Raw genomic sequence first — 12,645 nt, forward strand, 5'->3', positions numbered from 1 at the left:
GGAGGACGCCATGAAACTGCACTCGATCGAGCTGAAGAACGTCCGCGGCATCGAGCACCTGGTCGTCGACGAGTTGCCGGACCGCGGCGTGGTGGTCATCGCCGGCGACAACGAGATGGGCAAGTCGACCATCGCCGAAGCCATCCACGTCGCCCTGTCGTGGCCGGCGAAGGCCGAGCGCAAGGAAACCAAGGCGCTGCGGCCCAACAACCGCGACGCGTTCCCCGACATCAGGTTGGACATGACGCTCGGCGACACGCGCTTCGTGCTGCGCAAGGTCTTCGCCGGCCAGCGCGCGGCCACGGCCACCGAAATCACGGTGCTCGAGCCGGAGCGCAAGGAGCTGACGGGCGAGGCCGCCCAACAGTGGCTCGACGAACTCACCCGCGGCGAGGGCACGCGCGAACTGTGGGACGTCTTCGTCGCCCGCCAGGGCACCGAGCAGAAGGCGCTGCAAATGGGCTCGTACGCGAAGGTGACGGCGGCCCTGCAGGAGGCGTCGGGCGGCACGGCGGAGACCGAGGGACAGAAGTCCATCCTCGAGGCCGCGCTGGCCGAACGGGCGCTGTACTACACGGCCCAGGGCCGCGAGAAGGCGCCGCTGAAGGAGGCCCGCGAGGCCGTCGAGGCCGCCGAAACCCGGTGGGCCGCGGCGTCGGAGCGGGTGGCGCAGGTCCGCGACCTCGTGGAGGAGGCGAAGAAGAACGACCGTCGCCGCGCCGAAGTGGAATCCGCGCTGCCCGAGGCGGAGGCCGAGGTGGCCACGTGGCGCGAGACCGTCGCCGAGCTCGCCGAGTTCCGCCACGCCAAGTCGAAGGCCGACGACGCGGTGACGCTGGCGAGCGTCGAGTTGAAGAACGGCCGACAGGCCCGCGAGAGTCGCGACGAGCTCATCGCCCAGGAAAAGCAGGCGCAGGCCGCGTTGGAGCGGGTGGCCGAGGAATTGGTGCCGCTGCGGGAGGCCGCCGAGGCGGAGGTGCGGGAGGTCGACGAGGTCGAGGCGAAGGTCGTGGAGACCCGCGCCGCCCGCGACCGCGCGCGCCGTCTGTTGCAGCTTGCCGACGACGACCTGACCCAGTGCGCGAACGTGCGAAAGCTCGCCGAACTCGACGACGTGCTGGAGCGGGTCCGCGACCTCGAGGAGGAGGTGCGGGACAAGCGCCGCAAACTCGCCGAGCACCGCATCACCGCCGACGACGCGAAGCGGGCCGGCGACGCGGAAAACGAGTGGCGTACTGCGACGACGGTGCTCGAGGCGTCGTCGTCGGAGTTGACCGTCAGCGCCGCAACCGAGCAGACGGTGACCATCAACGGCGATGACGTCGAGGTCGGGGCGGAACCGGACACCCGCGCCGTGACCGCGCCGACGAGCGTGCGCGTCGGAGACGTGACCGTCACCGTGACGCCGGGCGACGGGGCCGGCGAGTACTCCGGGCGGGCGGCGCTGGCGAAGGAGAAGCTCGACGAGATTCTCTCCGAGCTGGGCGTGAGCTCCGTGCGGCGGACGGAGGAGAAGGCCAAGGCGCGCGCGGTGGTCGAGTCGGAGTTGGAGATCGCCCGCACCCGCCTCGACGCCGAGCTGAGCAACCGTGACCTGGCCGACATCCGCGAGACCCGCGACGGGCTCGACGCCGACGTGGAGGCGTACCCGGCCGTTCGCGCCGAGATGATCGCCGGCTGGTCGGACAACGGCGGCGGGGGCGGGGACCTCGACGTCGAGATGCCCGCCGACGAGGACGAGGCGCAGGCGATCCTCGACGCCGCGAAGGAAAACGAGCGCACTACATCCGGCGAGTACGAGGCCGCGATGCAGGCGGCGCAGACGATGAGCGCGCGCCCCGCCCGCCACGAACTCCACGCCAAGCAGGCCGACGAACACGCCCGAATCGAGGATGTGCGTCGCGCCGTCGATGCGCTCACCGAGGCCCGCGCCCGCGAAACCGACGACGCCCTGGCCGAACGGTTGGCGGGCCTGGAGTCCGCGTTCGACGACGCCCGCGTAGCCGCAGAAGGCGCCGCCCGGGTTCTGGTCGAGCGGGGCGCCGAAGACGCCGATGAGTCGTTGGCCGGCGCCGACGCGCACCTGCAGGGGCTGCGTGACGAGCAGATCCGCCTGCGCATCCGCCGCGGGGCGTTGACCGGCGAGCTGAAGTCGGTGACGGGCGTCAACGAGGAACTCGCCGACGCCGATGCCGAGCGCACCCGCCTGCGCCGCGAGCTGGAATCCATCACCCGTCGGGCGGCGGCGGCGAAGCTGCTGTACGAAACGCTCGAGGAATCCCGCCGCGACACCCGCCAGGCCATCGGGGAGCCGCTGTTGCAGAAGCTCACCCAGTACGGCGGCGCGGTCTTCGGCCACAGCACGACCTTCGAGCTCGACGACGGGATGGCCGTGAAGTCGCGGTCGAACGCCACCGGCACCTTCGAGTTCGACGCCCTGTCGGGCGGCGCCCAGGAACAGATCGATGTGCTGCTGCGCCTGGCCGTCGCCGGCGTCATGGACGGGGGAGGCGGTGCGCCGGTCATCATCGACGACGCGTTGGGCTACTCCGACCCGGACCGTCTGCGGAAGATGAACAACGCCTTCGCGCGGGCGGGCGAGGACAGTCAGATCCTCGTGCTGACCTGCTACCCGGAGCGTTTCTCCCGCATCGCCGACAGCCACCGCCTGGACATGGCGGACCTGCTGCGCGCCGACGGCTGATCGGACGAGAAACCCGGGCGACAAACCTACGCCTTGACGGCGGAGACCTCGATCTCCAGGACGACCTTGTCCGACACCATGACGCCGGAGTTCAGCGGGGCCTGCCAGTCCACGCCGAAGTCCTTGCGGTTGATGGAACCGGAGGCGGTCAGGCCGATGCGCTCCTGGTCGAAGGCGTCGACGTTGGTGCCCTCGAACTCGACGTCGAGGTCGATCGACTTGGTCACGCCCTTGATGGCGACGTTCGCGGCGTTGGCGTCGCCGTTGTCCGGGTCGACGGTGAAGGAACCGGTGTAATCGGTGAAACGGCCGCGGGTCTTGGTGACCATCGCGTGACGGACCATGAAGCCGATCTGCGAGTGCGCGGCATCGATGTTCCAGGTGCCGGCGAAATTGGGGGAGAGGGTCATGACGATTCCTTCCGACGTTGTTCGAATCCGGTTCGGGAGGACCGGCCCGGCGACATGTTGTCATATCAACAACTCCGATCGTAACGACCGCATGATGACACGTCAACAACGTTGTCGGTTTTGGTGAAAACCGTGGTCAATCGGGTAGCGTCTTGGTCATGCAGCAGGAAGTACCGTGGCTCGACGACGATGAGCAGACTCTCTGGCGCGCGATGATGGATGCCGCCAAGGCGGTCGAACGTGCGATGGACACGCGCCTGCTCGCCACCGAGGAGATCTCCAGCGCCGACTTCTCCGTGCTGGTGCAGCTCTCGGAAGCGGAAGGGGGCACGGTGCGCATGCGCGAACTCTGCGAGGCCCTCAGGTGGGACCGCAGCCGCATGTCGCACCAGATCACCCGCATGGCCCGCCGCGGCCTGGTGAACAAGCTGCGCTGCGCCAACGACAGCCGCGGCATCGACGTCGAACTCACCGCCCATGGCCGCGACGTCATCGAACGCGCCGCCCCGGACCACGTCCGCATGATCCGCCGCATCGTCTTCGACGAACTCGACGCCGTCCCCGGCCTCGACCGCGACGCCGCGCTGGCCGCCCTGCGCAACGTTTCCACCGCCGCCGAAGCGTTCCGCGACATGACTCTTGAGCAGTAGCCGGGTTCGGCGGTGGCCGCGATCCGGCGGGCGTCGCAAAGCATGCGAAACCGCGCCACCGGCACCCGACTACTCTTCCCGGGCCTATCCCCGTTAGCCTTACGGACATGACGGACATGAACGACTACGAATGGCTCACCGACGACGAGCAGCGCTTCTGGCAGATGCTCGTGTCCGCCTTCCGCAGCGTGGAGCGCAACATCGAGGCGACCCTCCGCGAAAACACGGGACTGACCTTCGGCGACTTCACGGTGCTCATCGCGCTGACGGAGACCGAAGACGGAGTCATGCACGTCGACGACCTGTGCCGCCGCCTGAAGTGGAACCACCCCCGCGCGCTGCTGCACACCTCGCGGATGGAAAAGCGCGGCGTCATCAGCGTCGAGGACCCCGGCGCCGACCCCGACTCCGACTACACCGTCGCCCTGACCGGCGTGGGACGCCACGTGTTCGCCGAGGCCGCGCCGGATTACGTCGCCACCGTCCGCTCCGAGGTGTTCGAGCGGCTGTCCGACGACGATGTCGCCACCATGTCCCGCTGCTTTACGGCGATTTTGCGCAACTCCGAAAACGGCAACGGCTCTAATCTGCTGTAGCCGCCGGTCGCAGTCGTTCGCCGTCCGCGATCGTCGGTGAACGCCGTTGCTGCCCTCGGCGTGGTCCCGTAAAATCGGGGCATGGCCAACATGGGCAACAACGAACCGTTCAACCAGCAGAAAATCTCCCAGTCCATCGACCGGATGGTGGGCACGCCGGTGCGCCGCAGCCACTCCAACAAGTGGGTCGCCGGCGTGTGCGGCGGCATCGAGGAAGCCACCGGATTCAACGTCACCGCACTGCGCGTCATTTTCGCCGTGCTCGGGCTGACGGTCGCACCGCTTGCGCTGCTGATCTACCTGGGCCTGTGGCTCGTCGTCCCGGAGGCGTAAAAAACCGCCGCGCCGGACGCGCCCACCGGGGCCTTTCGTCGTTCCGCGGGAGGCGGTGCTAAAGTATCGGACGTTGCCCGCAAGGGCGCACGCCTCCGTAGCTCAGTGGATAGAGCACCGGTTTCCGGTACCGAAGGTCGTAGGTTCGACTCCTATCGGGGGCACCGCGAAAAGTCCCGCACCACGTTGGTGCGGGACTTTTTTCGTCGCCGGTCCGCCCCGGCACCCGGGTGCGCCTACCCGGCGATGACCACCACCAGGGTGCGCGGGCCGTGGACGCCCTCGACGCGGTTGAGTTCGATGTCCGACGTCGCCGACGGCCCGGAGATCATGGTGATCGGCGCGGTCGGCTCCAGGCGGGCGATGGCCTCGGGCACACCGTCGACGATGGTGTCGGCGGGCACGACGCACACGTGCAGGTCGGGCACCAGGGTCAGGGCGCGTCGCCCGCAGGCGGGGGAGCCGTCGAGGAAGATGGTGCCGGTTTCGGCGGAGGTGACGGCCGAGGACGTCACGACGCCGTCGAGCACGTCGAGTTCCGTCGGCGCGAACAGGCCCGGCTCGTCGACGACGACCTCGTCGACATCGCCCAGCCACGCTTCGTCGAGGCCGACGGGGATGCCGACGCGCTCCACGCCATGGTCGGCGAGGGCCTTCGACACCGCCTCGCCGATCGCCTTGGCATCGTCGTCGCAGCGGATGACCTCGGCGCGGTAATCCACCAGTCGATCGACGAGCAGGTCGATGAGCTCGACGCCGGGCGTCCGCCGCCCGCGGATGTAATCGCGCGGAACGGGGTACTCCTCGCCGGGCACGCCGGGGTCGATGCCGGCGCCCTCCGAAATCACGCGTCCCTGCCGCGCGCGGGCGTGGGCGTCGCGGATTCGGGCGAGCATTTCCTGCTTTGCGACGTTCATCGGGTCGCCTCCTCGGTGTCGTCGGTGGCGTCGCCGCCGCCGTTGATGTTCGACGGAACGGTGTGGGCGGCTTCGTCGTCAAGCATCGCCCGCGCCGCATCGGTGCCCCACCACGACCGGAACGCCTTCTTCGGGGGCACGGGAGTGTCGCGGGCATCCGACCAGCCGGACAGGAACAGCGGCAGGCGGTGGATCTCGCCGTCGCGAAGCCCCAGCACGCGGGCCAACGACGCCGAACGCACGGCCATGTCCCACAGGCGCGGGCCGCCCATGACCCACCCGAGCAGGCCGAACAGCTTGCCCTCCACCGGCGGGCGATGGTCGCGGACCTTCTGGTGCCGCAGCTCCAGCAGCGCCGCCGGGATGTCGATGCGCACCGGGCACACCTCGAAGCACGCCCCGCACAACGACGACGCGTACGGCAGCGACGCGTTCGGGTCCTTCGCCGAATCCATGCCCGTCAGCTGCGGCGACAGGATCGCGCCGATCGGCCCCGGGTACGTCGAACCGTAGGCGTGGCCGCCGGCGCGCTCGTAGACGGGGCAAATGTTCAGGCACGCCGAACAGCGGATGCACTTCAGCGCCTCGCGGCCGATGGGATCGGACAGCGTGGCGGTGCGGCCGTTGTCCAGCAGCACGATGTGGAATTCGCTCGGGCCGTCGCCGTCGGTGACGCCGGTCCACATCGAGGTGTACGGGTTCATGCGCTCGCCCGTCGACGACCGGGGCAGCAGCTGCAGGAACACCTCGAGGTCCTGGAAACGCGGCAGCAGCTTCTCGATGCCCATCACCGTGATCAGCGTCTCCGGCAACGTCAGGCACATGCGGCCGTTGCCCTCGGATTCGACGACGGCGACGGTGCCGGTTTCGGCGACGCCGAAGTTCGCGCCCGAGATGGCCACCTTGGCGTTCATGAACTGATCGCGCAGGAACAGCCGCGACGCCTCGGCGAGTTCGGCGGGCTCGCTGCCCAGGTCCGGGTCGACGCCCGGGATGCCGCGGCGGAAGATGTCGCGGATCTCGTCGCGGTTGCGGTGGATGGCGGGGACGAGGATGTGCGACGGCTTGTCCTCGCCGAGCTGGACGATCAGCTCCGCCAGGTCGGTTTCGCGGGCGGAGATGCCGGCGTCGGCCAAGGCCTCGTTGAGCCCGATTTCCTGCGTGGCCATGGACTTGACCTTGATGATGTCCGTCTCGCCCGTCGCCCGCACCAGGTCGGTGACGATGGCGTTGGCCTCGGCGGCGTCGCGCGCCCAGTGGACGTGGCCGCCGCGGGCGGTCACCGCCGCCTCGAACTCCTCGAGCAGCTCCGGCAGCCGGGCCATGACGTCGCGCTTGATGGCCGACCCCGCCAGGCGCAGCTCCTCCCAGTCGGGCTTCTCGCCGACGACCTCGCCGCGTTTGGCGCGGATGGCGTGGGTGGCGTTGTGCAGGTTGGCGCGCAGCTGGTCGTTGCGCAGTTCGTGGTGGGCGGCGGCGGTGAAGCCCTCGTCGCCGCGCAAATGGCCGACGCCTGCGGGGGCGCGCGGGGGCACGGGCAGGCCCAGGTTGACGGGGCTCATCGGGCGTCTCCTTCATACGGGCGGCGTTTGGTGGAGGCGAGGATCTCGGCGATGTGCAGAGCCTTCGCCTCCGAGTCGCGTTTGCGCAGCGAGCCGCCGATGTTGAGCAGGCAGGACGCGTCGCCGGCGGTGACGAACTCCGCGCCGGTGGACTCGATGTGGTCGACCTTGTCGGCGACCATGGCCGCGGAGGTTTCGGCGTTCTTCACGCTGAAGGTGCCGCCGAAGCCGCAGCACTCCTCGGCGGCGGGCAGATCGACCAGGTCGATGCCGTCGACGGCGCGCAGCAGCCGCAGCGGCCGGTCGCCGACGTGGAGGACGCGCAGGCTGTGGCACGTGGAGTGGTAGGTGACGCGGTGCGGAAACCACGCCCCGACGTCGGTGACGCCGGCGACGTCGACGATGAACTCCGACAGGTCGAGGGTTTTGTCCGCGCACGTGCGGGCGGCGTCGGCTTGGGCGGCGGTGCCGAAACGCGAGGCGATCATCGGGTGCTGGTGGCGCACGGCGCCGGCGCAGGACCCGGAGGGGGCGACGACGTAGTCGACCGACGGATCGGTGAACGCGTCGGCGTAGGCGTCGATCTGGGGGAGCGCCTCTTCCTGGTATCCGGTGTTGACGTGCATTTGTCCGCAGCACGTCTGCGTGGCGGGGAAGACGACGTCGCAGCCGAGTCGGGTGAGCACCGCGGCGGTGGCCTGCACCGCGGACGGGAACATCACGTCGCCGACGCAGGTGGCGAATAGGGCGACCTTCATGGGGCAGCTCCTCGGTGGTGGGTGGGGCATGGGGGGACAAGGGGCCGCTTGTCCCCGCCGAGTCTACGCGCGGTCGCGGATCCCCGAACCGATTCAGCGCATCCGGTGAGCGTCGTTCAGGGGTGCTTTGCGACGGCCATCGGCACCCCGGGAGCCGCCGGGTATGGAGCCGACGGGGAAGACGATCGACCGTCGTAAAGCGGGGTCCGCCGCACCCGCTAGGATGTGCAACCATGACTCCAGCCGAACTCGCCGCCCTGATCCGCGGCCTCGCCGTCGACGTCTTCACCGAACACGACCTGGACCCGTCCGTCCTGCCGGACGAGGTCGTCGTCGAGCGACCCCGCAACCCGGAGCACGGCGACTACGCCACCAACGTCGCCATGCAGGCCGCCGGACGCGCCGGCGCCAAGCCCCGCGACGTCGCCGGCTGGCTGGTGGACAAGCTCGCCGAGGCCGACGGCATCGACGAAGCGTCGGTGGCCGGTCCGGGATTCATCAACATCCGGCTGGGCTCCGCCGCCCAGGGCAAGATCGTTTCCGAGATCCTCGCCGCCGGCGACGCGTGGGGCAACGGCGACGACTACGCCGGCACCAAAGTCAACCTGGAGTTCGTCTCCGCCAACCCCACCGGCCCGATCCACCTCGGCGGCACCCGCTGGGCCGCCGTCGGCGACGCCCTGGGCCGGGTGCTCACCGCCCGCGGCGCCGACGTCACCCGCGAGTATTACTTCAACGACCACGGCGGCCAGATCGACCGCTTCGCCCGCTCCCTCGTCGCCGCCGCCAAGAACGAGCCGACGCCGGAAGACGGCTACGGCGGCGACTACATCGCCGACATCGCCGCCAAGATCGTCGACGTCCGTCCCGACGCCCTCGACGGCGAGCCCGCGCAGGTGCAGGAACTGTTCCGCGCCGAGGGCGTGGAGCTGATGTTCGCCCACATCAAGCAGTCGCTGCACGAATTCGGCACCGACTTCGACGTCTACTTCCACGAAAACTCGCTGTTCGAGTCCGGGGCGGTCGAGGCGTCGGTGGAGAAGCTGAAGAACGACGGCAAACTCTACGAGCACGACGGCGCCTGGTGGCTGAAGTCCACCGACTACGGCGACGACAAGGACCGCGTCGTCATCAAGTCCGACGGCAACGCCGCCTACATCGCCGGCGACATCGCCTATGCGAAGGACAAGTTCGACCGCGGCTTCGACCTGTGCATCTACATGCTCGGCGCCGACCACCACGGCTACATCGCCCGCCTGAAGGCCGCCGCCGCGGCGCTGGGCTACGACGCCGACGCCGTCGAGGTGCTCATCGGCCAGATGGTCAACCTGGTGCGCGACGGCGAGGCGGTGCGCATGTCCAAGCGCGCCGGCACCGTCATCACGCTCGACGACCTGGTGGAGGCCATCGGCATCGACGCCGCCCGCTACTCGCTGATCCGCTCGTCGGTCGACTCCTCCCTGGACATCGACCTGGCGCTGTGGGCGTCGCAGTCCAACGACAACCCCGTCTACTACGTGCAGTACGGCCACGCGCGCATCAGCTCCATCGCCCGCCGCGCCGCCGAGGCCGGCGTGACCTCCGACGGCGCCGACTTCGGTCTGCTGACCCACGACCGCGAGGGCGAGCTCATCCGCACCCTCGGCGAGTTCCCAGCCGTGGTCGCCGCCGCCGCGCAGCTGCGCGAGCCGCACCGCGTCGCCCGCTACGCCGAGCAGCTCGCCGGCGTGTTCCACCGTTTCTACGACGCCTGCCAGATTCTGCCGAAGGCAGGGGAGGACGCCGAGCCCCTCCACGCCGCCCGCCTGGGGCTGGCCGAGGCCACGCGCCAGACCCTCGCCAACGCGCTGGGCCTGCTCGGCGTCACCGCCCCGGAGAGGATGTAGCCCGTGGCCGATACCGCGCGCACCGGCACCGCCGCCTTCAACGGACTGCCCGCCCACGTCTGGCCCCGCAACGCCTCCCGCGGCGACGACGGCGTCGTCTCCATCGCGGGCGTGAAGCTGACCGACGTCGCCGAGCGTTTCGGCACCCCGGTCATGGTCGTCGACGAAGACGACTTCCGTTCGCGCTGCCGTGACATGGCGGCGGCCTTCGGGGGGCCGGAGCGCGTGCATTACGCGTCGAAGGCGTTTTTGACGCGCACCGTCGCACGCTGGGTCGACGAGGAGGGGCTGTCCCTCGACGTCGCCTCCCTCAACGAGTTGCGCATCGCGCTGATGGCGGATTTCCCGGCCGAGCGCATCACCGCGCACGGCAACAACAAGGACGACGAGTTCCTCCGCGCCTGCGTCGTCGAGGGGGTCGGCCACGTCGTCCTCGACAGCGACCAGGAGCTCGAGCGGCTGGAGATCATCGCGGGCGAGGAGGGCCGGACCCAGCGGGTGATGGTCCGCGTCAAGCCCGGCATCGAGGCCCACACGCACGAATTCATCGCCACCAGCCACGAGGACCAGAAGTTCGGTTTCTCCCTGGCGTCCGGTTCGGCCTACCGTGCCGCGGAGGCTGCGGTGAAGGCGGAGCATCTCGACCTGGTGGGGCTGCATTGCCACGTCGGTTCGCAGGTGTTCGATGCCCGCGGGTTCACCGCGGCCGCCGATCGGGTGCTGGAGCTGTACTCGCGCATCCACGACGAACTCGGCGTGGTCCTGCCGGAGCTCGATCTCGGCGGCGGTTACGGCATCGCCTACACCGAGGATGAGGAGCCGCTGGACGTCGACGCGGTCGCCCGCGAACTGCTCGCCGCCGTGGCCCGCATCGCCGAGGAGCTGGGCATCGACGCTCCGACGGTGCTCGTCGAGCCGGGTCGCGCCATCGCCGGCCCCGGCACGGTCACCGTCTACGAGGTCGGCACGGTCAAGGACGTCACCGTCGCCGAGGGCGTCACCCGCCGCTACCTGTCGGTCGACGGCGGCATGAGCGACAACATCCGCCCCGCCCTGTACGGCTCGCTTTACGACGCCCGCCTGGTGTCCCGCATGGCCGAGGGGCGACCCACGGCGACGCGCATCGTCGGATCGCACTGCGAATCGGGCGACATCCTCATCCGCGACGCCGACTACCCCGACGACATCCGTCGCGGCGATCTCGTCGCCCTGGCCGCCACCGGCGCGTACGCCTATGCGATGGCCAGCCGCTACAACGCCTTTTCCAGGCCCGCGGTGGTCAGCGTGCGCGACGGCGTCGTCACGCCCATGATGCGGCGCGAAACCATCCGGGACTTCCTGGCCCTGGAAGGGTAGGGCCCGCCCGCCGTCACCCGACGGGCGGGGACGGCGGGGCCACCAGTAGGCTGATCGGGAACAATTCCGGACAGGAACATTGATCCGGTCGGGACCGGGACGTACACAGACGAACACAACGGGAGAGCAATGAGCACGAACAACGAGGCCACCTTCAACCCCGGCAAGGGCGCGGGCGAGTCCGTCGGCGTGGCCATTCTCGGCCTCGGCACCGTCGGCACCGAGGTGCTGCGCCTGCTGGGCGAGAAGGCCGAGGATTTCGAGCGCCGCATCGGCGGCCCCATCGAGGTCAAGGGCGTCGCGGTCCGCGACAAGTCCAAGCCGCGCCCCGGCATCGATCCCGAGCTGATCACCGACGACGCCTTCTCTCTCGTCGAGCGCGACGACGTCGACCTGGTCGTCGAGGTCATCGGCGGCATCGATTACCCGCGCCGCGTTGTGCTCGCCGCCCTGCGCGCCGGCAAGTCCGTGGTCACCGCCAACAAGGCGCTCGTCGCCGCCCACGGCGCCGAGCTGTCCGAGGCCGCCGATTCCTCCGGCGCCGACCTGTTCTTCGAGGCCGCAGTCGCCGCCGCGATCCCGATCGTCGGCCCGCTGCGTCGCTCGCTGGCCGGCGACACGGTCAACAAGGTCGTCGGCATCGTCAACGGCACCACCAACTTCATCCTCGACGCCATGGACTCCACCGGCGCCGACTACGACGAGATGCTCGCCGAGGCCACCCGCCTGGGCTACGCCGAAGCCGACCCGACCGCCGACGTCGAGGGCCACGACGCCGCCTCCAAGGCCGCGATCCTGTCCTCCCTGGCGTTCCACACCCGCGTCACCGCCGACGACGTGCACTGCGAGGGCATCTCCGGCATCACCGCCGACGACATCGCCGCCGCCAAGGCCGCCGACTGCACCATCAAGCTGCTGGCCACCTGCGAGCGAGTCAAGGACGAGGACGGCAACGAGGGCATCTCCGCCCGCGTCTACCCGGCGCTGATCCCGCGCCGCCACCCGCTGGCCACCGTCCGCGAGTCCTTCAACGCCGTGTTCATCGTCGCCGAGGCCGCCGGCAACCTGATGCTGTACGGCAACGGCGCCGGCGGAAATCCGACCGCCTCGGCCGTGCTCGGCGACGTCGTCGCCGCCGCCCGCAACATCGTCCACGGCGGCCGCGCCCCGGGCGACTCGACCTACGCCAACCTTCCCATCCTGGATTTCGGAGACGTGCGCACCCGCTACCACATCGACCTCCACGTCGACGACCGCCTCGGCGTGCTCGCCGAGGTCGCCCAGACCTTCGCCGACCACGGCATTTCGCTGCGCACCGTCCGCCAGGAGGGCGCCAACCCGGGGGCGCGGCTGGTGATCATCACCCACCGCGCCAAGGAGCGCGAGCTGGAGGCCACGGTCGAGGCCCTGCGGAACCTCGACGCCGTCCTGGAGGTCAACTCCGTCATCCGCATCGAGGGAATGGACATCTAG

General features: G+C 69.8%; 11 protein-coding genes and 1 tRNA gene. 8 read left to right on the top strand and 4 right to left on the bottom strand.

Annotation, left to right across the window (positions count from 1 at the left end; all coding sequences use genetic code 11):
* Positions 1-10: 10 nt before the first annotated feature.
* On the top strand, positions 11-2,704 hold the full coding sequence (locus CFREN_RS04755; protein WP_209653467.1) for an AAA family ATPase: 2,694 nt from the start codon (positions 11-13) through the stop codon (positions 2,702-2,704).
* A gap of 26 nt (positions 2,705-2,730) precedes the next feature.
* Here the strand turns inward: CFREN_RS04755 and CFREN_RS04760 are convergent, their stop codons facing one another.
* Positions 2,731-3,114: a YceI family protein gene (locus CFREN_RS04760; RefSeq protein WP_070522728.1), complete on the bottom strand. Its 384-nt coding sequence runs from the start codon at positions 3,112-3,114 to the stop codon at positions 2,731-2,733.
* A gap of 158 nt (positions 3,115-3,272) precedes the next feature.
* Between CFREN_RS04760 and CFREN_RS04765 the strand changes: the two genes are divergently transcribed.
* The 4 genes from CFREN_RS04765 (at position 3,273) to CFREN_RS04780 (ending at position 4,857) form a co-directional block, all read left to right on the top strand.
* The gene (locus CFREN_RS04765; RefSeq protein WP_070522731.1) at positions 3,273-3,764 is read left to right on the top strand and encodes a MarR family winged helix-turn-helix transcriptional regulator; all 492 of its coding nucleotides are present in this window, start codon (positions 3,273-3,275) and stop codon (positions 3,762-3,764) included.
* A 107-nt stretch (positions 3,765-3,871) separates the two neighbouring features.
* Positions 3,872-4,360: a MarR family winged helix-turn-helix transcriptional regulator gene (locus CFREN_RS04770; RefSeq protein ID WP_224371667.1), complete on the top strand. Its 489-nt coding sequence runs from the start codon at positions 3,872-3,874 to the stop codon at positions 4,358-4,360.
* 81 nt (positions 4,361-4,441) lie between these two features.
* On the top strand, positions 4,442-4,693 hold the full coding sequence (locus CFREN_RS04775) for a PspC domain-containing protein (protein WP_224371669.1): 252 nt from the start codon (positions 4,442-4,444) through the stop codon (positions 4,691-4,693).
* Between the two features lie 91 nt (positions 4,694-4,784).
* Positions 4,785-4,857, top strand: a tRNA-Arg gene (locus CFREN_RS04780).
* Positions 4,858-4,929: 72 nt separating this feature from the next.
* On the opposite strand, the gene CFREN_RS04785 is transcribed toward CFREN_RS04780, so the two are convergent.
* From CFREN_RS04785 to CFREN_RS04795, 3 genes are read right to left on the bottom strand one after another with little or no spacing between them, the layout of a single operon-like run.
* Positions 4,930-5,610, bottom strand: coding sequence for a LutC/YkgG family protein (locus tag CFREN_RS04785; protein WP_209653464.1), 681 nt, complete (start codon positions 5,608-5,610; stop codon positions 4,930-4,932).
* Entirely contained in the window at positions 5,607-7,172 is a 1,566-nt protein-coding gene (locus tag CFREN_RS04790) for a lactate utilization protein B (RefSeq protein ID WP_209653462.1), read from the bottom strand. The genes CFREN_RS04785 and CFREN_RS04790 overlap by 4 nt, the downstream gene beginning before the upstream one ends.
* Positions 7,169-7,930 carry a (Fe-S)-binding protein gene (locus tag CFREN_RS04795; protein WP_070522740.1) on the bottom strand — a complete coding sequence of 254 codons (762 nt, stop codon included), beginning with the start codon at positions 7,928-7,930 and terminating at the stop codon, positions 7,169-7,171. The genes CFREN_RS04790 and CFREN_RS04795 overlap by 4 nt, the downstream gene beginning before the upstream one ends.
* Positions 7,931-8,163: 233 nt before the next feature.
* Between CFREN_RS04795 and argS the strand changes: the two genes are divergently transcribed.
* The 3 genes from argS (at position 8,164) to CFREN_RS04810 (ending at position 12,645) form a co-directional block, all read left to right on the top strand.
* Positions 8,164-9,816: an arginine--tRNA ligase gene (argS, locus tag CFREN_RS04800; RefSeq protein ID WP_209653460.1), complete on the top strand. Its 1,653-nt coding sequence runs from the start codon at positions 8,164-8,166 to the stop codon at positions 9,814-9,816.
* A 3-nt stretch (positions 9,817-9,819) separates the two neighbouring features.
* Entirely contained in the window at positions 9,820-11,172 is a 1,353-nt protein-coding gene (lysA, locus tag CFREN_RS04805; protein WP_209653458.1) for a diaminopimelate decarboxylase, read from the top strand.
* 129 nt (positions 11,173-11,301) lie between these two features.
* Entirely contained in the window at positions 11,302-12,645 is a 1,344-nt protein-coding gene (locus CFREN_RS04810; RefSeq protein WP_070522749.1) for a homoserine dehydrogenase, read from the top strand.

The sequence above is a fragment of the Corynebacterium freneyi genome (assembly GCF_030408835.1).
GTDB lineage: Bacteria > Actinomycetota > Actinomycetes > Mycobacteriales > Mycobacteriaceae > Corynebacterium > Corynebacterium freneyi.